At 60.1% G+C, this 20,927-nt stretch carries 19 protein-coding genes and 1 riboswitch; of the genes, 1 reads left to right on the top strand and 18 read right to left on the bottom strand.

Annotated features, from left to right (window positions below):
- Positions 1–34: 34 nt before the first annotated feature.
- The 7 genes from BMZ79_RS13265 to liaF all read right to left on the bottom strand — a co-directional run bounded on the left by BMZ79_RS13265 (position 35) and on the right by liaF (position 7,593).
- The gene (locus BMZ79_RS13265) at positions 35–1,501 is read right to left on the bottom strand and encodes a sensor histidine kinase (protein WP_090640802.1); all 1,467 of its coding nucleotides are present in this window, start codon (positions 1,499–1,501) and stop codon (positions 35–37) included.
- A gap of 6 nt (positions 1,502–1,507) precedes the next feature.
- Positions 1,508–2,200, bottom strand: a complete 693-nt coding sequence (locus tag BMZ79_RS13260; protein ID WP_090640800.1) for a response regulator transcription factor — start codon at positions 2,198–2,200, stop codon at positions 1,508–1,510.
- A 172-nt stretch (positions 2,201–2,372) separates the two neighbouring features.
- Positions 2,373–4,004, bottom strand: a complete 1,632-nt coding sequence (locus BMZ79_RS13255) for a S1C family serine protease (RefSeq protein ID WP_090640799.1) — start codon at positions 4,002–4,004, stop codon at positions 2,373–2,375.
- A 184-nt stretch (positions 4,005–4,188) separates the two neighbouring features.
- Positions 4,189–4,602: a YugN-like family protein gene (locus BMZ79_RS13250; protein WP_090640797.1), complete on the bottom strand. Its 414-nt coding sequence runs from the start codon at positions 4,600–4,602 to the stop codon at positions 4,189–4,191.
- A gap of 58 nt (positions 4,603–4,660) precedes the next feature.
- A complete protein-coding gene (locus BMZ79_RS13245) occupies positions 4,661–5,326 on the bottom strand; it encodes a response regulator transcription factor (protein ID WP_090640796.1) in 666 nt (221 codons plus the stop codon).
- On the bottom strand, positions 5,313–6,359 hold the full coding sequence (locus BMZ79_RS13240; RefSeq protein ID WP_090640794.1) for a sensor histidine kinase: 1,047 nt from the start codon (positions 6,357–6,359) through the stop codon (positions 5,313–5,315). The genes BMZ79_RS13245 and BMZ79_RS13240 overlap by 14 nt, the downstream gene beginning before the upstream one ends.
- Before the next feature lie 7 nt (positions 6,360–6,366).
- Positions 6,367–7,593, bottom strand: coding sequence for a cell wall-active antibiotics response protein LiaF (gene liaF, locus BMZ79_RS13235; protein ID WP_256252718.1), 1,227 nt, complete (start codon positions 7,591–7,593; stop codon positions 6,367–6,369).
- 262 nt (positions 7,594–7,855) lie between these two features.
- Here liaF and BMZ79_RS13230 point away from each other — a divergent pair, with 262 nt between their 5' ends.
- Positions 7,856–9,154: an ammonium transporter gene (locus BMZ79_RS13230; RefSeq protein ID WP_090640793.1), complete on the top strand. Its 1,299-nt coding sequence runs from the start codon at positions 7,856–7,858 to the stop codon at positions 9,152–9,154.
- A gap of 212 nt (positions 9,155–9,366) precedes the next feature.
- Here the strand turns inward: BMZ79_RS13230 and BMZ79_RS13225 are convergent, their stop codons facing one another.
- From BMZ79_RS13225 to metA, 11 genes are all read right to left on the bottom strand, one after another.
- Positions 9,367–9,708, bottom strand: a complete 342-nt coding sequence (locus BMZ79_RS13225) for a hypothetical protein (protein WP_090641023.1) — start codon at positions 9,706–9,708, stop codon at positions 9,367–9,369.
- Positions 9,709–9,919: 211 nt separating this feature from the next.
- Positions 9,920–10,111 (bottom strand): hypothetical protein, encoded by a 192-nt coding sequence (locus tag BMZ79_RS13220; protein WP_090640791.1) that lies wholly within the window; start codon positions 10,109–10,111, stop codon positions 9,920–9,922.
- Positions 10,112–10,229: 118 nt separating this feature from the next.
- Entirely contained in the window at positions 10,230–10,358 is a 129-nt protein-coding gene (locus BMZ79_RS35110) for a hypothetical protein (protein WP_256252717.1), read from the bottom strand.
- A gap of 128 nt (positions 10,359–10,486) precedes the next feature.
- The gene (locus BMZ79_RS13215) at positions 10,487–11,035 is read right to left on the bottom strand and encodes an RNA polymerase sigma factor (RefSeq protein ID WP_256252716.1); all 549 of its coding nucleotides are present in this window, start codon (positions 11,033–11,035) and stop codon (positions 10,487–10,489) included.
- A gap of 88 nt (positions 11,036–11,123) precedes the next feature.
- Positions 11,124–11,708, bottom strand: coding sequence for a 3D domain-containing protein (locus tag BMZ79_RS13210; RefSeq protein WP_090640790.1), 585 nt, complete (start codon positions 11,706–11,708; stop codon positions 11,124–11,126).
- Positions 11,709–11,797: 89 nt separating this feature from the next.
- Positions 11,798–13,735, bottom strand: coding sequence for a threonine--tRNA ligase (gene thrS / locus BMZ79_RS13205; RefSeq protein WP_090640788.1), 1,938 nt, complete (start codon positions 13,733–13,735; stop codon positions 11,798–11,800).
- A 399-nt stretch (positions 13,736–14,134) separates the two neighbouring features.
- Positions 14,135–14,968, bottom strand: a complete 834-nt coding sequence (locus tag BMZ79_RS13200; RefSeq protein WP_218154691.1) for a putative sporulation protein YtxC — start codon at positions 14,966–14,968, stop codon at positions 14,135–14,137.
- A 700-nt stretch (positions 14,969–15,668) separates the two neighbouring features.
- Positions 15,669–16,802, bottom strand: coding sequence for a cyclic dehypoxanthinyl futalosine synthase (gene mqnC / locus BMZ79_RS13195; protein WP_090640785.1), 1,134 nt, complete (start codon positions 16,800–16,802; stop codon positions 15,669–15,671).
- Positions 16,803–16,971: 169 nt separating this feature from the next.
- A complete protein-coding gene (locus BMZ79_RS13190) occupies positions 16,972–18,150 on the bottom strand; it encodes an aminotransferase class I/II-fold pyridoxal phosphate-dependent enzyme (RefSeq protein ID WP_090640783.1) in 1,179 nt (392 codons plus the stop codon).
- Between the two features lie 3 nt (positions 18,151–18,153).
- Positions 18,154–19,314, bottom strand: a complete 1,161-nt coding sequence (locus tag BMZ79_RS13185; protein ID WP_090640782.1) for a PLP-dependent transferase — start codon at positions 19,312–19,314, stop codon at positions 18,154–18,156.
- A 40-nt stretch (positions 19,315–19,354) separates the two neighbouring features.
- Positions 19,355–20,272 carry a homoserine O-acetyltransferase MetA gene (gene metA, locus BMZ79_RS13180; RefSeq protein ID WP_090640780.1) on the bottom strand — a complete coding sequence of 306 codons (918 nt, stop codon included), beginning with the start codon at positions 20,270–20,272 and terminating at the stop codon, positions 19,355–19,357.
- A 93-nt stretch (positions 20,273–20,365) separates the two neighbouring features.
- Positions 20,366–20,473: riboswitch (SAM riboswitch) on the bottom strand.
- Positions 20,474–20,927 lie beyond the last annotated feature (454 nt).

The raw sequence follows: 20,927 nt of genomic DNA, 5'->3' as shown, positions 1-20,927 counted from the left end.
AATTGACGATTCGAATGCCTATCGCCTCAATAAATTATACTTCATTCGCATCGTCGTGGAAAGCAATCGGAAGCCAGACGGTGAACGTCGTGCCCTGCCCTTCGCGCGTCGACACCTCGACGGAGCCGCCGTGCTCGTCGATGATCCATTTCGCGATGGACAAGCCGAGCCCCGTTCCGCTCGTCTGGCCGCGGGATTCGTCCGCCCGGTAGAACCGTTCGAAGATGTGCGGCACTTCGTCGGCGTCCATGCCGATGCCCGTATCCTTGATGATGATGCCGGCCTGGTCCTGCGAACGGACCGCCCGCATTTCGACATGCCCGCTTGGCGTGTATTTGAATGCATTTTCCACGAAAATGAACAGCAGCTGACGCAAAAAATCAGCGTGCGCAATTACTTGTACGTTTTGAATGGCGGTTAGGTTCCCGATTTTCCAATCGGCGTTTCTTGGAAGCAGCTGCGCGCGGCGCGCGACGTCTTCGACAAGCGGAAGCAGCGGCTGCGCCGTCTTCTCCATCTGGTAGCCGGCATCCGCGCGAGCCAGCGCCAACAGGTCGTTGACGAGGTTCGACATGCGCTTGGCCTCGCCCGCGATATCGTGCATCGCCTCGCGGGTCATCGTCATCCGGCGGCGTTCGTCCTCGGTCTGCGCGTCTTCCTCAGGCAAGCCGGATTCCAGCGCCGGCGGCCACATCCGCTCCAGCAGCTCGATGTTGCCGCGAATGGTCGTGAGCGGGGTGCGCAGCTCGTGCGACGCGTCCGACACGAACCGGCGCTGCGCCTTGTAGGCGTCGTCGAGCTCGTTGTACGTCGTTTCGATGCGGCCGAGCATGCCGTTCAGCGTGTCGGTCAATCGGCCGAGCTCGTCGTTCGGCCCGATCCGCGGGATGCGCATGCTGAGATCCGACTCGTTCTGAATGCTCTTCGCGGCGCGGATGACGTTCTCGACCGGGCGGAACGCCTGCCTCGCCAGAAACAGGCCGATCGTGAAGGCGATCGCGATCACGGCGAACGACGCGAAGATCAGAATCGTGCGCAGGTTGCGCATGTAATTGTCGATCGGCCCCGTGTAGACCCCGATCTGCAGCAGGCCGACCAATTGCTTGTTCTCCTTCAGATGCAGCGGATATTGATAGGCGAGAAATTTGTATTGGTCGACTTTGAGCGTCACGTAGCCTTCGCGCACCGTCTTCGCGTCCGGTACCGGAAACTTCTTGTTCGCCCGCGTCAAATTGTCCGATTGCACGAATTTTCCGTTCGTGTAGTTCGACACTTGAATATACACGTTGCTCGCAAACGGATTGTTAAAATCCAAATTAAGCCCATTGAAATAATCCAGCGAGCCGACGATGTTCATAGTCCGGAGCTGCTCCTGGATTTCGTTCTTCGCGTCGCGATAGGAATTATAATTGACGAACAGATAGATCGAGACGCTGAAAATAAACAGCGTCACGGCAAGCAGCGCCGAATACCACAGCGTCAGTCGCAGCCGGATGGACATCGCGCCTCAGCCTCCTTCTCCCCGAAGCACGTAACCCGTCCCGCGCACGGTTTGGATGAGCCGCGAGCCTCTGCCGTCCTCCGTTTTCTGGCGCAGCATGGCGATATACACCTCGAGCACGTTGGATTCCCCGCTGTAATCGAAGCCCCAAATTTTATCCATGATCGCGTCCCGGGTCAGAACCCGGCGCGGATTTTGCATCAGCAGCTGCAGCAGGTCGAATTCCTTGGCCGTCAGATCGATCCGGCGGCCGCTGCGAATCGCTTCGCGCGAGTCGAGATCCAGCGTCAGGTCCTCGAACTGCAGCCGGCTCGCGCTCTCCTCGAGCTTATCCGGCTTGCGGCGGAGCAGCGCCCGGACGCGGGCGAGCAGCTCTTCCAGCGCGAACGGCTTGACGAGATAATCGTCGGCGCCGAGATCGAGCCCGCGTACCCGGTCCTGGATGTCGTCCTTCGCGGTCAGCATCAGAATCGGCACGGAGCTCCCGCCCTCGCGGACCCGGCGGCACACTTCCCAGCCGTCCACCTGCGGCATCATCACGTCCAAAATCAACAGATTCGGATCGCTGGACAGCATCTGCTTCAAGCCTTCCAGTCCGTTGTTGGCCGTCGCCACCTCATAACCCTCGAACGCCAGGCTGCGCCGGAGCAAAGAGGTGATTTTTTCGTCGTCGTCCACTACTAAGATATGCGGTCTCATGGCAATCCTCCAGGGTCAAATATCGCTTCGTCCAAAACTTTCTACATTATATCGCACTTCCGCGCCGCGGTGAAACGCATCCGTTCCGCCCGGGCGCAAATAAAGAGGCGCAACAGCCATGAAGACTGCTTGCGCCCTTGGTTCGGTCGTTGCTCGCGTACGGCTGACTATGTTATTGATTCTGCTGTTCTTGCTGCTGCTGCTGCGTTTGCGCCTCGAAATCGTTCTTGTTGCCGATCGTGACGGTCAGGTCCATCTTCTGGCCGTTGCGCACGATGTTCAGCTTCACTTTGTCGCCGACCGCTTTCGTCTTGATCGCGGCGATCAGATCGTCCGGCGTGTCGTAGCTCTTGCCGTCCAAGCCCGTGATGACGTCGTATTGTCTCAGGTCCGCCATGTACGCCGGCGATTTGTAGATGATGTCCGACACGACGGAGCCCTTGGCGTTGGAGAGCTCCAGCTCCTTCTGCAGCGCGTCGTTGATCGGCGCCAGCGTCGCCCCGATGAACGGGATCGGCTTCTTCGGAATCGCCGTGTTCGACTTCAGGTTGTCGAGCACCTCGGTGATCGTGCTCGTCGGAATCGCGAAGCCGATGCCCTGCGCCTGGGAGCTGACTGCCGTGTTGATGCCGACGACTTCGCCGTTCAGGTTAAGCAGCGGGCCGCCGGAGTTGCCGGGGTTGATCGACGCGTCCGTTTGCAGCAAGTGCTGGTACTCGCGGGTGCCTTGGCTGTCCGGGATGCTGATCGGGCGTTCCTTGGCGCTCAGCACGCCGACCGTTACCGTATGGTCGAAGCCGTACGGGTTGCCGATCGCGACGACCCAGTCGCCGATGTCGATTTTGTTGGAATCGCCGATCGGCAGCGTCGGGAAGGGATTCTTGCCTTCGACCTTCAGCACGGCAAGATCGAGGTTGTAATCGGAGCCGAGCTTCTTGGCCACGTACGGCTCGCTCGTGCCCTGCACGGTGACGTGGATTTCGTCCGCCCCGTCGACGACGTGCTCGTTGGTCAAAATATAGCCGCTGGAATCGAAGAAAAATCCGGTCCCGATCCCTTCCGGCGTCAGATCGCCGGTGCCTTGGCTGCCTTTATCCTGGCCGCCGCCTTGGCCTTGACCGTTGTCCTGGCCTTGGCCGCCGTTCTCGTCGCCGAAGAATTGGCTGAAGAAATCGTCGAAGCTGCCGGCGCCGCCCTGCTGGCCTCTCGACTGCTGCCGCGTGAACGTCTCGATCTTGACGACGGCCGGGCTCGCTTTCTCGAACAGCTGCGCGATGTTATTCGGCCGGACGACGTCCGCCGCGGAAGATACGCTGCCGCTGTCGCCCGCTTTGCCGACCGCCGAGGAGGCCGAGCTCGCCGACTGCTGGGACAGCGCCTGCTCCGACGTAAACCAGTTTTGCTTATCGGACACGTACATGAGCGAGCCGACGGCGACGACGCCGACGAGGAACGAGGCGAACATCGCCTTGAACGGCGACCGGCGCGATTCTTTCGGCTGCCAGCCGCGCGCCGATTGGGACGGCGCGAACGGCCGGAGCTGGGTCGGCGGCGTCACTTCCACGTTATGCGGGCTCGGAGGAACGCTCGCTTGCCGGTCTTCGATCGCTCCGTCCTCGCCGCGCGCCGCTTCCGCACCGGGCTTGAACGGCCCGTACGAGTAATAGTAGGAAGATTTGCCGGCGCCCTCTTCCTCGTGCTTGTCGTCTTGCGCTCTATTGGTCGACCCGGCATCGTCGCCGTCGCGGTCGCCTGCCGGTTTGAAGAAATCGTCGTAATCGTTCTTTTTGTTCTGGTCGTCCATCCTGTATTCCTCCTTAAAGTTCCCATGAGTGTTGACGTAGGCTTGCGTTTGCTTGGTTCGTTCTATAGTTCTATCTTGCACAATCTACCTTAAATCAAACTTAAAATTGTTATAATGGCACATAAAAAACCGGGAAGCTGTCTACACAGCATTACCCGGCTCGAATCGTTTTCTATCAAACGCGCTAGTGAAGCAGGCGTTCTTCTACTTCCGCCAGCACTTTTTTCGCTTGGGCGACCCACTTGGATTCCACTTCGGCGTCGGCGTCGACCGGCTCCTGGAATTGATCCATCAGGCTGCCGATCGGACTGACGTGCGCTTCCGCGTCGAGCCCTTCGTTGTACACGTGCTTGAGCACGAACGGACGGCCCATCTTGATCTTGGCGTCCAGATCCTGCGTATCCTCGTCGATGTTTCCGTTGATCACGTCGAACGGCATGCGCAGCCACACCATCCGTTCCTCGTCCAAGGAGCGGTCGAAATAACCGTGATCGTAATCCCAGTTGCCGCCCAACGCAAACGCATGCTCTTCCAGCATGCCTCTCACTTCGGTAAATTCCTTCTCGCTTGACTCCAGCTTCGATTCCAGGGGGATCATTGCGGGCATTCTCCTCTTGGCCTTGGTATACCGATAAGATGCCCCTCCCCGCTGACAATTATCCCGTCTTTACCCACCCTTTTCGATGCGCGTAGACGGCCAGCTGCGTCCGGTCCTCCAGCTCGCACTTCATCAACAGGTTGCTGACGTGCGTCTTGACCGTCTTGATGCTGATGTGAAGCTCGTCGGCGATTTCCTTGTTCGACATGCCCTCGGCGATCAGCAGCAGCACTTCCTTCTCCCGGTCGGTCAAGCCTTCGTCCGCCCCTTGCGTGCTCCGCTGCCGGAGGCCGCGCGTGAGCGCCTGGGAGACGTCGTGCGTCATGACCGGCATGCCTTTCACCGCGCCGTTCAGCGCATAGATCAGCTCCTCCGCGGACACGGTCTTGAGCACGTAGCTGACGGCGCCGGCCTCGACGGCCGCGACGACCTTCTCGTCCTCGAGAAAGCTCGTCAGCATGACGATCTTGAGCTGCGGGTGCTCCTGCATGATGATCTTGGTCGCTTCCACGCCGTCCATCACCGGCATCATGAGGTCCATCAGCATGAGCTGCGGCGGGCCGCCCGGAATGCCGGCGCGCAGCTGGTCGATCGCGTCCTGGCCGTTCGCGGCTTCGGCGATGACCTCGAATTTCGGGTCCAGCATCAAATACGTGCGCAAGCCCGCCCGCACCATGTCATGGTCGTCGACAATCATGATTTTCCATCCGTCATTCGCGCTCATCGTTTCGATCGGCTCCTTTATGGTTCACGTAGTTCGGCAGCGTGACGCGGACTCTCGTTCCGCTTCCCGGCTTGCTGATAATCGAGGCGTCGCCGCCCAGCTTGCTCGCCCGCTCGCGCATCGTCGAGAGGCCGTACGATCCGCGCTTCACTTGATCGGCCCGGAAGCCCGCGCCGTCGTCCTGCAGGGTCATGACGATTTGCCGTTCGGTCTCGGCCACCGTGAGCAGCGCCGTCTGCGCGCCCGCGTGCTTGACGATATTGGCCATCGCCTCTTGGACGATGAGAAACAGCTGATGCTCCTTCGCATCCGACAGCTTCTCCTTGACCCGCCATTCCAGCACGCCTTGAAGCCCGTTTTGCCGGCAGTAATCGGGAAACCATTTGTCAAGCGCCTCCTGCAGCGACCGGCCTTCGAGCTCCATCGGACGGAGCTGCGCGATGAAGCCGCGCATCTGCTTCTGCGCCATCGAAGACATGGAGATGAGCTGATCCATGACGCCGCTCGCGCGGTCGGGATTCAGCTCCAGCAGCTTGGGCAGCGAGGAGGCGGACATATGAATGGCGAACAGCTGCTGGCTGACCGTATCGTGCAAATCCCGCGCCAGCCTGCGGCGTTCTTCCAGCACGGCCGCCTCGTTGGAGGCCGCCTCGCGCATCACCTGCTCCTCGCCGGAACGCTGGATCCATTGCATGCGCTCGTCCAGCGATTCCAGCATGTCGTTGAACTCGCGGAACGCCGGCGTGAACGCCCCTTCCTCCGGCAGCCGCGTGCCGTAATTGCCGTGGGCGGCCTGCTTGAGGCCGATGACCATCATATCGATCTGGCGCTGGATCCGCTTAGCCGCCCAGTAGCCGAAGCCCGCGCTGACCAGCAGGAACAAGGCGGCGATCCCGATCCACCAATCGTTCTGCGGTCCCCGGTCCGGCAGCAATCCGCAGCCGAGCTCCCAGATCAGCACGGACACGACGGAGGAGCAGACGAAGAGCAAAATCATGTCCCACTTGCTGTTGCGAAACAAACGCACCATCATCCGCGGATCAGCCTACTTTCGTGACCCGCACATCGCCGATGAACGTGCTGACGTGCAGAATGATTTTTTTGTCCATCTCCTGGAAATACGGCGTTTCCGCGTCGATGTTTTTGAAAATCCCGCCTTCCTTCTGCTCCAGCACCGCCACGTCGCCGACGAACGCGCTCGACACCACGTGCACGCCGAATTCGTAATCGTTCGGGAGGTACACCTTCACGTCGCCGATAAAGGACGAAATGTTGATTACCGTCTCGCCGGGCACGATCTGCGCCTTCGTCAGGTCCAGCACCGTGTCGCCGATAAAGTGGGAAATGTTCATCGGCTTGAGCTCCCAATAATCGTGCCCCAAATAAATGTCGCCGATGAAGCCGGAGCGGGTCTGGACGTTCGGATCGTGATTCCACCATTCCACGCGGTCCTTGCGGTCCGGATGCCGTTGATGGCGCTGGTAGTGCCGGAAATGCCGGCGCTCGACCCGTTCGCGGACTTTCGCCGCATGGAGCGCGTGGCGCTCGGCATGGCTCATCCGCTTATGATGAAGCGAATGGTTCGGAAACCCTTGGCCGTACGGGGGCATGCCGCCTCCCGCTTCGCCCTCCGGACGCTCCCGGCGCGGACCTTGAGAAGGCCCTTGGCCTTGATGCGGGCCCTGGCGCGGACCTTGCGGGCGCTCCTGTCCCGATTGGCGCGGCCCCTGCGCCTGTTCGCCGTCTTGACCGGACGGCGCTTCCTTCGCTCCCGCCCCGCCGTCGCCGAAATCGAACGACGCCATCGTCGGATCCGGGTGCAGCGGCGGCGCCGGAGGCACGGCCGGTTCCTCGGTCGGCCCGTAATTGTACGCCTGCCACTCGTCCTTCCATTTGTCCTTCGCTTCGTCGCCGCGCTTCTTGGCCTTCGGTTTAAAAATCATGGAGAGACCGAAGATGATGAGAACGAGCGGACCGGCGAATTTGATCATGTCGCCGACCGACCAGACGAACAGGTCCAGGTTGCGGCCGAGGAAGAGAAAGCCGAGCACGATCAGCACGCCGGACCCGAAGGCGCTTCCGCGGCCGTACGCCATCCGCTGGAGCAAGCCCTGAACCCCCAGGAACATCAGGATCACGGGCCAGAAGACGGAGAAGATCGCCCCGATATCGAAGTCGACGTAGCCGCCCTGCCGGAGCAGGAGCCCGACGCCGACGACGATGATCAAGAGGCCCCACATTAATCGATTGATAAAATTTCCGTTCATTGACGCCACCAGCTCCCAAATCGTAGTGCAAGGTTTGTACTCCCAGTATAACGGAAGCCGCAAGCGGCATAAAAGGGTCTGACGATTGAACGCCGGCTACGTCTCGAGACGGAGGCCGACTCCTTCCGGATAGCGCTTACATAGTGATGTCACATCTTGTCACTTCGTGCGTTGACATCGCTTACGCGGCGCTTATATAATGAGTGTCGGACTACGATCTGCATCTAATACCTGACATCAAACTTGGAAGGGGTTGGTAATTATGGACACGGCAGTGCTCTCCACGGGGCTGAATACGATCTGGGTCGTGCTGACCGCTGCGATGATCCTGCTCATGGAGGGCGGGTTCGCTCTGCTCGAAGCCGGTTTCGTTCGGCAGAAGAACGCCGTCAGCATCATCATGAAGGTCTTCGTCGACATCACGTTTGGGGCGCTCGTCTTTTATTTTCTCGGCTTCGGCTTGATGTACGGCAAGGACGCCGGCGGCTTGATCGGCTGGTCCGGGTTCCTGCTGCGCGGGGACTTGTCGCATATTCAGTTCGATATCTCGCACGAAACCTATTGGCTGTTCCAGTGCGCGTTCGTCATCGCGGTCATCTCCATCGTCTCCGGCGCGGTCGCGGAGCGCATTCATTTCAAGGCGTACATCCTGTACGCCGTCGCGATGACCGGCCTCATCTACCCCATTGCCGGCCACTGGGTTTGGGGCGTCGGCGGCTGGCTCGGGAAGCTCGGCGTGATCGATTTCGCCGGCTCCGCGGTCATCCACGCGCTCGGCGGCTTCGCCGCGCTCGCGGCCGCCATCTTCATCGGTCCGCGGATCGGCAAATTCACGCCGGACGGCAAAAGCAACATCGTTCCCCCTTCCAACCTTCCGCTCGCGTCCGTCGGCGCCTTCATCCTCTGGTTCGGCTGGTTCGGCTTCAACTCGGGCAGCACGCTGAGCGCGACGAACGGCTCCATCGGCCATATCGCCGTCACGACGATGCTGTCCGCGGCGGCCGGCGGCGCGGGCTGCATCCTGTTCACGATGTTCCGCTACCAGAAAGCCGACCCGCCGATGGTCATTAACGGCTCGCTCGCCGGGCTCGTCGGCATCACCGCCGGCTGCTCGTTCGTCTCCGACGGGGCCGCCATGCTGATCGGCGTCGTCTGCGGCGTCGCGATGGTGCTCGTGACCGAGCTGCTCGAAGGCAAGGGCGTCGACGATCCCGTCGGGGCGTTCGCCGTCCATGGCGTCAGCGGGTCGCTGGGCACGCTGGCGGTCGGACTGTTCGCCATGCCGTCGCTGACCAAGGGAGTCGGCCAAGAATACGCCGGCTTGTTCTACGGCGGCGGCTGGCAGCTGCTCGGCGTCCAGTCGCTTGGCCTTGCCGTCGTTTGCGTCTGGGGCTTCGGACTGACCTGGCTGTCGTTCCTGCTCATCAAGCGCATCATGCCGGTCCGCGTCTCGAAGGACGAGGAGCTGATCGGGCTCGACGTCGGCATCCACGGCGTGCCCGCCTACAACCAAGATCACGATTTCCTCGACGTGGAACGCTTGACGCCAAGAAACGACTGAGCGGCGATCGGCCGAACGCGCCGGCTTACCGAAGCGAGACCGAAAGGTCCGGCGGGAAGCCGGTTTTTTTGCGTGCCTCGCTGCCTCTTCGAAGCGAAAGGAGCGAACAAAAAACCGCCCGGCAAAGGGCGGTATGGATTCGGTTATGTTCGTCATTCGGTATATGGTATTCGGTTCATGGTTTGATTCGGTTCATGGTCGTGAGCGTTCAATCAATTCATTTCGTCCGCCATGTCGCTCGAAACGGCCACGATCGCGGAAGGATCGGGCGTGTTCAGGATGGCGCGCGCCTGCTCGATCTCGAGACGCAGGGTCCGGACCTTCTCCATGGGACGCTTCACGTAATGGATGTACTCGACGGCCAGATGATGCGCGGGCTTCTTCCCGGAAAGCAGCCGGCGAAGCGTCGACATGGACTGGTAGCTGCGTTCTTCCTGCAGCCGGCGCTTCTCGTAGCGTTCGATCATCTGTTCGATCTCCGCGATTTCCTGTTCGCGCTTGGCGATGTACGTGCTTAAGAATGGGATGACTTCGGCGGCCTTGCGGTGTCGCATGCGCGAAGGCGGAATGTAGGAAATTGGATCCGTCATGACAACCCCTCTATCCTTACATGTCATAAATCGTTACAAGTTCTATCTTACATGATCCGGCGCCGTTTGAAAACCATTTTATCGGCTGAAAAAATGGCAATTAATTGACGCCGATGTCAGCTCCTATCACACCGATCAATCGTGCCGGAGGCCGAACGGATCGGCACCGCGATCGTCAGGCAGGCTTCTTAGTGATCGCGGAGACGTAGACGGCCGACGCGAACGCGCGGCCCTCCATCGCTCCTTGCCACCAATCGCGCCCCTTGGCGTTGAGCTGCCCCGCTTCCGGCTGCGAGAAGATGAACGTCCCGTCGTCCCGGTTGGACCAGACGGCCCCTTTATCCCTGAATCGCCGCAGCGCTTGCATCGAATCGCCTACCTTTTCGACAAGTTGACAGAATTAACCAATCGTATAGGACGGGTTTCGACAAAAGAAAAGAGGGACCGCTTCGGGGTCCCTCTTCGCGCCGCAAGGCGAGTTTATGTTATTTCTCCGCTTTTTGCGAAGCGCCTTTCGTTGTTGCGTTGTTGATCGATGCGTTTTCGGCCGCGAATTCCGTTTGGAATTTCGATTGCGTGGACGCGTTCATTTTGTTGTTTTTGTTTTTCGCCATTGCTGCTCACCTCCCGTACGTCACTTAGTATGGCAGGCGCGCAAAGCGTTTATGTAACGGGCTTCTTGATTCGGCCCGGCTATCCGGGCGGTATCGGACGCTTCCGAATGGAGCCGTCCGCGGTCACTTCATTGGGTCATCCATTGCTTCAACCGGAGCTTCGTGCGGTGAATCCGCGCCTTGATCGTACCCACGGGCACTTGCCAAGCCGCCGCGATTTCCTGGTCCTTGTAGCCGTAATAGAATTTGTACAGCAGCAGCGCTCTCGTCTTGGGATCCAGCTGGCCCAGCAGCTCCCGGATCTCCAGCAGGATGTCGGATTCTTCGCGGACGTCCGCCAGGCCGGCGCTCCATTCTCGATCCCCGGACGGCAGCACGCGGCGCGACTGCCGGTTCGCGTTGGAGGCGGTATTGGCCGTGATCGCCTTCGCCCATGCCTGCAGCTTGTCCCGCTCGCGAAGCGAGTGATGCTTCGTCAGGATGCGCACCCATGCTTCCTGAACGACGTCCTGGGCGTCCGATTTGTTGTACACCTTGGCGAGCGCGACCGCGATCATCTCCTGGTACAACTGCAGCAGCTTGTCCTCGAACATGTCGAATTGCCGCGATTCCGCCCGGTTCCGCTCTTCGGAAGAACCCCGATCGCCGTTCATCCATAACCGCCCCCAGTATTCCATGATACCGTTTACAATAATTGTAGCACAGCAAATCTGTAAAAAAAAGAGAATGTTCAACGGCTGGCGTCGAACATTCCCGGTTTTATCGTTAGGACTCCAGTAATGCCCGAGGCAGCGTCTTCTCGGCGGTCACCGCTTCGTTCAGCTCGGTCATTCTGGCTTCGGTCAGCTTGCCGTTGCCGCGCTTCAGCACGTATACCGTGACTTGGCGCTTGCCCCATTGCTTGTAGACCTGCTTCCTGGTTTCGAAATACAAATCGATCTTCTTCCCTTTGATTTTGGAGCCCGTATCCGCGACGATGCCGTAGCCGTAGCCCGGCACGTACAGCACGGTTCCGATGGGGAATACTTTCGGATCGGCGGCGATCGTGGATACGAAACCGCGGCGCACCTTGACGCCGGAATACGTGATGCCGTATTGGGGATGTCCCGGCCGCTTGCCGGTCGATTCCACGCCGGCCGTGTAACCGGTCGCCACGACTTGCATCGGACGTACGTGCTTCGCCGATACGGATGCCATGACCGATTCGCGGACTTCCCGCTTCTCCTTCGGCATATTCGCGCCTGCGGTGCCTTCTGCCGTACATTCGGGCTCGAATACTTGACTCAGCAGCAGGATCGCCGCCGCGCAAGCCGTCAAGATCCGGTAAAGCGGTAAAAAGCTTGTCGTCATGTGGATTAATAGCCTCCTTACCACGAAGGATTCCCCACGACGACAAGCTTTATGCGGTTACGCGGCATACCCCCGCGGCGTGTCCGGCGTTACACCTGTTTCGACGCGATTTCGGCCTGCAGCAGCGCGATCAATTCCGCCACCGGCTTCGAGCCGAGATCGCCCTCGCCGCGCTTGCGCACGGATACGGACGCCGAATTCGCCTCGTTCTCGCCGACGACGAGCATGTACGGCGCCTTCTCGAGCTGCGCCTCTCGGATTTTGTACCCGAGCTTCTCGTTGCGCAAGTCGCTCTCCACGCGGATGCCGGCCAGCTGAAGCTTCTCCTCGACTTCGCGCGCGTACGCTTCGTAAGCCGTCGAGACCGGAATGATCTTCGCCTGCACCGGGGACAGCCAAAGCGGCAGCGCCCCCGCGAAATTCTCGAGCAGGAACGCCGTCATGCGCTCCATCGTGCTGATGATGCCGCGGTGAATGACGACCGGGCGGTGCTTCTTGCCGTCGTCGCCGACGTATTCGAGCTCGAACCGTTCCGGCAGCAGGAAGTCGAGCTGCGCCGTCGACAGCGTCTCTTCCTTGCCGAGCGCCGTCTTGATCTGCACGTCCAGCTTCGGACCGTAGAAGGCCGCTTCGCCTTCGGCCTCGAAGAACGGCAGGCCGAGCTCCTCGACGACCTCGCGCAGCATGCGCTGCGACATTTCCCACATTTCGTCGTTCTGGAAATACTTCTCCGTATCCTGCGGGTCGCGGTAGGACAGACGGAAACGGTATTCCTTGATGCCGAAGTCCTCGTAAACCTGGCGAATCAGATTGATGACGCGGGCGAACTCATCCTTGATCTGATCCGGACGGGCGAAAATATGCGCGTCGTTCAGCGTCATCGCCCGCACGCGGTGCAGGCCCGTCAGCGCCCCGGACATTTCGTAGCGGTGCATCGTGCCGAGCTCGGCGACGCGGACCGGCAGGTCGCGGTACGACCGCATTTCGCTCTTGTACACCATCATATGGTGCGGGCAGTTCATCGGACGAAGCACGAGCTCCTCGTTGTCCATGATCATCTTCGGGAACATGTCTTCGTGATAGTGCTCCCAGTGGCCGCTTGTCTTGTACAGCTCGACGTTCGCCAATACCGGCGTGTAGACGTGCTGATAGCCGAGACGCTCCTCGAGATCGACGATGTAGCGCTCCATCGTTCTGCGCACGCGGGCGCCGTTCGGCAGCCAGAGCGGCAGGCCTTGGCCGACCTCGCGCGAGAACGTGAACATCTTCAGCTCGCGGCCGAGCTTCCGGTGATCGCGCTTCTTCGCTTCTTCGAGGAAGTGCAGGTGCTCGTCAAGCTGCGCTTTCTTCGGGAACGCCGTGCCGTAGATGCGCTGCAGCATTTTGTTTTTGGCATCGCCGCGCCAGTACGCGCCGGCCACGCTGAGCAGCTTGAACGCCTTGATCCGGCCGGTGGACGGCAGATGCGGGCCGCGGCACAGGTCGAAGAATTCGCCCTGGTCGTAAATCGTGATCTGCGCGCTCTCCGGCAGGTCGCGGATAAGCTCCAGCTTCAGCGGATCGTTGATTTCCGTGAAAATCGCCACCGCTTCTTCGCGGCTGACGGCACGGCGGCGGATCGGCAGGTCCTCCTGCGCGATGCGCTCCATTTCCTTCTCGATCTTGGCCAAGTCGTCGGCCGTGAGGGGCTCTTCCATATCGATATCGTAGTAGAAGCCGTCCTCGATGACCGGCCCGATGCCGAGCTTCACGCTGCGGTCCTTGAACAGCCGCTTGATCGCCTGCGCCATCAGATGCGCCGTGCTGTGCCGGTACACCTCGAGCCCGTCGGCCGAGTCCAGCGTCACGATTTCCAGCGCGGCGTCTCCTTCGAGCGGCGTGTACAGGTCAACAACTTTGCCGTCCACTTTGCCCGCGACGGCGTTTTTCTTCAGCCCGTTGCTGATCGAGCCCGCCACGTCTTCGATCGTCGTGCCCTGCGCGTATTCCCGGACGGCGCCGTCCGGCAGTTTGATTTGAATTGCCATGTCCTTCGTTCCTCCCAGATCGGTATTGGCTGCGGACATGCGCGCAATAAAAAAAGCACGCATCCCGCGAAGGGACGAGTGCTTGTCATTGACCCGTGGTTCCACCCTAATTCAATCGGCGGTCTCCGTTCCGAAGCGAGAGCCGATCCTTGTCGAGGTTCCGTAACGGGAACGAACCGGTGCGGCTTACCGCCAAACGAGACGCTTGGTTTCAACCTCACAGCTACAAAGGGGTATATCGCCGCTGCAGCGCGAGGAACTTTCAGCCTTGGGCTCCTCTCTCTGGACCGTGCGGGGACGGAGATACATGTCTTTGTCAATGCTTTTAGATACCTTAATTATATGACGCGCGCACGGCAAGGTCAAGCCCGAACCGGTTTTCGGCTTGAGGTTTGCGGCTTACGGGCTGACGTTGCGGACCCGCTTCCCGGACTCGGGACTCGGGCGGCCGGATTCGTCGAAATGATGGCCGCATTGGCCGCAGGAGCAGCACAGCCGGACGCGCTGCTCGAAAATCGTCTCCAGCGTCCGCATGACCGGAAGCTCCGGCTGCCTGGTATGGATGACGATCTGCTGCGGGGACACCGTGATCAGCGTGCTGACGATCATGTCCTCCATGTTCATTTCGGACTCCAGCATCTCGGCTACAATGCGGTCGGCCGGAACCGTGTCGAGCAGCTGGAATTCCTGGTCGTAAAGCACGAACTCGCTGCCGCCCTTATGAAGCACGTGCACGATCGGCAGCTTCACTTCCTGCATGCGCACGAAATATTTCAGCAGGGAGATGAACTCCTGGTACTGTTTATCCATCACGTATTCGTCCACGGCGTACGCGACGACGTCCCGCAGCTCCTGCCAATAGGACGCCAGCCGGAACGACACGAAGCCGTCCAGATGAAGCCGCGTGTTGCTCGTCAGGAACTGTTCCAGCTCGTCGGCGATTTTGCCCAGTCTGCGTTCGAGGTCCGAGTGCCGCATGTCCGCGGCGTTGTCTTCCTCCTGCGGCGAGGCGGTGCCGGAGCCGTACAGAATGTTGTGGCAGTAGCGCGAGACCGACTCGATCTCCCCCGCTTCCTCGTAGCGGTATTGCTTGCGGATGATCGCGCGCAGCAGCATGGGCTCGAGCTCGTTCAGGATATAACGCGCGAACGCCACCGCCGCCGTCCGGTAAATCGCCGGGCCGTCGTCCTGCAGCCGGAACCGCGGGAGGTCGGCGATGCAGGCGATCTCCATGTTCGTATGGGAAGGTCGGGCGAATCCGGCGAAAACGGCGTGATCGGCACTATGTAAGTCGGCGATTTCTACGCATAAATACCGGTGAAGCCGGTCGATCGCTTCGGTAGAAGCCGAGTGCAAAGAAACGGTGAAAAGTTCCATAGGCTCACTCCTAAAAGTTTTTGCGTAATTGAGTGGTCGGAGGACCGACCATTTAAAGCAAAAACCGACTTCGAAAGCATGGGCTTACGTTTTTGCGTATTTGAGTGGTCGAAAACCTCGACCATTTAGAGCGAAACTGACTCAAAGCATCAGCAAAGAAAGCGATGGCAAAGGCCCGTTCGGGGCGATTTAGCGTCGAAGCGCATGGGTTGCAATTGGGTTTGACGGTCGGCCCCGGCCGGCGATGCAAGCCGCATAACACCACCGTACGGCTGCGATTATCAAAGCGGCGCAAGGCTCTTCGCGAGCCGGAATGTCCAGCATTGCAAGCTGAATCCGCGATTCCGAGGTTCCTTAACAGTATATGGTTCAGCGAAAGCAGATATACGATGAATGCGCTGGCTGCGCTGGCGAGGGCTTGGGATGAAAGGGGGGATGTGGCAGCGGAAAACGGAATGGCGGCATTATCGCGGCCGCGAAGCGTGCTAGCGGCTCATAAAAAAAGCTCCCTTTCGGCGAACCGTCGGTTCGCCGAAAGGGAGCTTTCGCATCCGGATTAATTTTGCATGATGAAATCGTTCGTCGCTTGCTCGGATCCCTCGAACACTTTCAAGATCTCGTACTTCGTGTTCCGCTGGGCCGGAATTTTGCCCGCTTCGCGGATGATTTGCAGCGTCGAGCCGATGTTGACCTTGTGCGTCGTGCCCGCCGCGGAGACAACGTTCTCCTCGATCATCGTGCTGCCGAAGTCGTTGCAGCCGTAAGACAGCGTCAGCTTGCCGATCTCCGGTCCCATCGTCACCCAAGACGACTGGAAATTGTCGATGTTGTCGAGCGCGATGCGGCTGATCGCCAGCGTCTTCAAGTATTCCTCCGGCGTCGCCTTCTCCCGCTTCATGTTCGTGTTCTCCGGCTGGAACGTCCACGGAATGAACGCCAGGAAGCCTTTGGAGTTGTAACCGTTCGCGATGCAGTCGTCCTGCGCGTCGCGGACGCGCAGCAGATGGAGCGCGCGCTCCTCCATCTCCTCGCCGAAGCCGATGACCATCGTCGCCGTCGTGTTCATGCCGACCTTATGCGCGGTGCGCATGACGTCCATCCAGTCCGTCCAGGAGCCCTTCAGGCGGCTGATCTTCCGCCGCGTGCGGTCGTCGAGAATCTCGCCGCCGCCGCCCGGCAGCGAATCGAGGCCGGCTTGGTTCAGCTCGATCAGCACCTGCTCCAGCGACAAGCCGGACAGCGTCACCATCTTCTGAATCTCCGCCGGCGAGAACGAATGCATGGTGATCGCCGGGAATTGTTGTTTGATTTTGCGCAGGAGCTCCAAATAATACGTAAACGGCAGGTCCGGGTTAACGCCGCCCTGCATCAGGATTTCGGTTCCGTTCACGTCCGTCGTTTCCTTGATCTTCTGCAAAATCGTCTCGTCCGGCAGCACGTAGCCCTCTTTCGAGCCCGGCGGACGGTAGAACGCGCAGAAGCGGCAGTAGACGTCGCAAATGTTCGTATAGTTGATATTGCGGCCGATGACGAACGTCGTGATCGGCTCCGGGTGGCGCCGCAGCATCAGCTGATTGGCGACATGCCCCATTTTTTCGATTTCGTCGGACTCGAACAGCGTTACGATCTCTTCCAATCCGATCCGATTCCCCTGCAATGCTTGATCCAGTATGCGGTCCACGTTTTGCAATGCGGAGACCTCCTTCTCTCTATCCGATTCCGTACCTTGTAGGTTCACTTCAGTCTACCACAAACGATAACGGCCGTCATTTGGCGTCCGGGCCAGCAAATCTCCGCCAACATGACGAAAAACGCGGCTAGTCCGTCCGGACTGCCGCGCATTGCTTTATTTGCGCCATTTACCCGTTCAGCGCTTGATCCAGATCCGCGATCAGATCGTCGATGTCTTCCAGGCCGACGGAGTACCGCAGCAGGCCGTCCGTGATCCCGCGCTCTTGGCGTACTTCGGGCGGCATCGCGGCGTGGGACATCATCGCCGGATACGAGAGAATGCTCTCGACGGCGCCGAGGCTGACCGCGACGAGCGGAATCTTCACGCGGGACAGCACGGCTTTCGCGCGTTCGCCGTCGCCGGCGTCGAACGAGACGACCGCGCCGTAGCCCTTGGACTGCTTCTCGTGCACGTCCCGGCGCGGGTGATCCGCCAAGCCCGGGAAGTAGACGCGCGTCACCGCCGGGTGCGCGTTCAGCCATTCCGCCAGCTTGCGGGCGCTCCGCTCGCTGTGCTCCATGCGCGCCTGCAGCGTCTTCATGCCGCGCATCAGCAGCCACGATTCCTGCGAGCCGAGCACCGTGCCGAGGCCGTTCTGCAGCTGCTTCAAGCGGCGGGCGAGGCCGTCGTTCGCCGCGACGGCCAGTCCCGCCAACACGTCGCTGTGGCCGCCGAGAAACTTCGTCGCGCTGTGCAGCACGATGTCGACGCCGAGCTCGATCGGCCGCTGGTGATACGGCGTCATGAAGGTGTTGTCCAGCAGCGTGATGAGGTCATGCTGCTTCGCCCATGCCGCGATTTCGCCGATGTCGGTGATCTTGAGCGTCGGGTTCGACGGCGTCTCCATGAAAACGGCCTTCGTGTTCGGCTTCAACGCCGCCCGGACCGCCTCGAAATCGGTCATGTCCACGAACGTGGAGTCGATGCCGAGCCGGTTCAGCACCGTGGTCAGCAGCCGGTAGGTGCCGCCGTACACGTCCTCCGTCACGATGACGTGGTCGCCGGTCGAGAACAGCAGGAACGCCGTCGAGATCGCGGCCATGCCGGAGGCGAAGGCGAAACCGCGGACGCCGCCCTCCAGCACCGCGATGTAGTCTTCCAACGCTTGGCGCGTCGGATTGCCGGAACGGCTGTAATCATGGACCGGCGGATTGAAAATATCGTGATGGTGGAACGTCGACGCTTGATAGATCGGCACGCTGGACGCGCCGGTATGCTCGTCGATTTCGGAACCGAAATGGATCAGCTTCGTGGCGAATCGCGTCTCGGGCTTTTTGTTCGGGTCGCGCTCTTGTGAGTTGGACATCTTCTACGCCTCCCCGATTTCGCGTTTGGCCGCTTCGAACGCCTGCGCCAGATCCGCGATCAAGTCGTCCTGATGCTCGATGCCGACGGAGAAGCGCAGCAGCCGGTCGTCGACGCCGATCCGCTCGCGGATCTCGAGCGGAATGTCCGCGTGCGTCTGCACCGCCGGATACGTCATCAGCGATTCGACGCCGCCCAGGCTCTCGGCGAACGCGATCAGCTTGACGTGGCGCAGAATCGGCTCGACGTAGGCCGCGTTCTTCAGGCGGAACGAGAAAATGCCGGTGTTGCCGGACGATTGGCGGCTCTGCTCCTCGTGTCCGGGATGATGCGGAAGCGCCGGATAATACACCGCGTCGACCGCTTCGTGCGTCAGCAGCCAGTTCGCGATCGCCGTCGCGTTGGCTTGATGGCGCTCCATGCGCAGGGCCAGCGTCTTCATGCCCCGCATGAGCAGCCAGGAATCCTGCGGCCCGAGCACGGCGCCGAGCGAGTTGTGCAGGAACGCCATTTGTTCCGACAGCTCCTTGCCCTTCGTCACGATCAGCCCGGCCAGCACGTCGTTGTGGCCGCCGAGGTATTTCGTCGCGCTGTGCACGACGATGTCGGCGCCGAGCTCGATCGGACGCTGGAAGAACGGCGTCAGCAGCGTGTTGTCGACGATGCTGAGCAGGTTCTTCGACTTCGCCCAGGCGCAGACGCGCTCGAGGTCCGTGATCATCATGAGCGGATTGGTCGGCGTCTCGATGAGAATCGCCTTCGTCGAAGGCGTGACGAGCGTATTCAGCGCGTCGAGATCGTTCGTATCCACGTAGGAAGCCGTTACGCCGAAGCGGGTCATGATCCGCTCGAGCAGTCGGTACGTGCCGCCGTACAGGTCGAGCGACACGAGCAGGTGGTCGCCTTGCCCGAACAGCGAGAAAATCGTCGTCAACGCGGCCATGCCGCTGCTGCAGGCGAAGCCGGCGTCGCCGGACTCCAGCTCCGCCGCGGCTTCTTCCAGCACGGTGCGCGTCGGGCTCTTCGTGCGGGCGTAGTCGAAGCCGGTGCTCTCTCCGAGGCGCGGGTGGCGAAAGGCTGTCGATTGGTACACCGGGAAGCTGACGGCTCCGGTGACGGGCTCTTTAATGGATCCAATTTGCGCGAGGCGGCTTTCGATTTTCATGGACTGCGTTCTCTCCCTCTCCGTTGCGTATTAGATGAAGCTAAATGCCTGCCCCTAAGTCGTACGGGGTTTGCTGGTACACGTAGTAGTTGAGCCAGTTCGAGAACAGCAGGTTCGCGTGCGAGCGCCAGGTGGACAGCGGCTGCTTCGACGGATCGTCGTTCGGGTAGTAATTCTTCGGAATGGCGATGTCCAAGCCCTTCGCCCGGTCGCGGTCGTATTCGGCCTTCAGCGACGCGGGATCGTATTCGGAATGGCCCGTCACGAAGATCTGCCGTCCGTTGCGGGATGCGACGAGGTAGACGCCGGCTTCCGGCGAATGCGACAGAATGTCCAGATCGGCGACTTTCTCGATGTCCTCGCGGCGCACTTCCGTATGGCGCGACTGCGGAACGAAGAACTGCTCGTCGAAGCCTCTCATCAGCGGCACGTTGCGCTTCTCGATCTGATGCGGGAAGACGCCGAACATTTTCTCGGACAGGTCGTGCTTCGGCACGCCGTAATGGTGGTACAGGCCCGCCTGCGCGGCCCAACAGATATGGAACGTCGACGTGACCTTGCGCGCGGACCAATCCATGATATCCTTCAGTTCTTCCCAATAGTTGACGTCTTCAAAATCCATCGTCTCGACCGGCGCGCCCGTGATGACCATGCCGTCGAAATACAGATGCTTGATGTCGTCGAACGTCTTATAGAACGAGTCCAGATGCTGCGCGGACGTATTCTTGGACGTATGCGTCTTCGGATGGATCAGCACGACCTCGACCTGAAGCGGCGTGTTGCCGATGAGCCGCAGCAGCTGGGTCTCGGTGACTTCCTTGTTCGGCATCAGATTCAAAACGGCGATCCGCAGCGGGCGGATATCCTGGTGATAGGCGACGCTTTCGTCCATCACGAAAATATTCTCTTCCGCGAGAATGTCTTTCGCGGGCAATTGGTCCGGTACTTTAATCGGCATGTCTACTCACTCCAGTCGTGAATTTTTACTGAGGAGCGTGAACGAAAACAGCCCCTCTCCGCAGAGAGGGGCATCACTTTATCGTACATGCGCCTCTCATCTCTCAGAAACCTGACGTTTCCGCAAGAATTAGCACCGTGCGTTCTCACGCCGGTTGCCGGGCTTCATCGGGCTAGTCCCTCCGCCTGCTCTTGATAAGAAAGCTTGCTTATTTAATTGTGCGAACACGTTATGGAAATACTTTAATTCATTCCGCCGTTTCCGTCAAGGCATCGTCGCCGTACCGGGCAAAAAACGTGTCACGGCGGGCTTTTCCCCGCATATGGTATGACGTAGGGACACCCGCCGCTTTTCTTCTTGTATGGAAAGACATTGTCGGAGTATACTAGACAAGGATTGCGCGAGCGCAATCAAAAATCGGAATTTACAAAGGGGTGTTTACGAATATGGAAGGCGACCCGAGGCCTGCGGACAACCGCATCGAACCCGCGCATTTCGCCGCGGTTCCTGCGCGCGTCCGCATCGATTACCGGCTAGCAGGAACAGTAGCGCGTCCGCTTGCGCCCGTTCGATCCTATTCGTACCTCCGCGCTTTACATACGCTGCGGTGAAGCGAATGGGCCGATAGGCGTATTCGCACGCGCTTCCTTCCTCA

The organism is Paenibacillus sp. UNC496MF, assembly GCF_900113915.1.
Lineage (GTDB): Bacteria > Bacillota > Bacilli > Paenibacillales > Paenibacillaceae > Paenibacillus_Z > Paenibacillus_Z artemisiicola.
The sequence above is the reverse complement of the archived record's forward strand: the minus strand, read 5'-3'. Positions and strand labels throughout refer to the sequence as shown.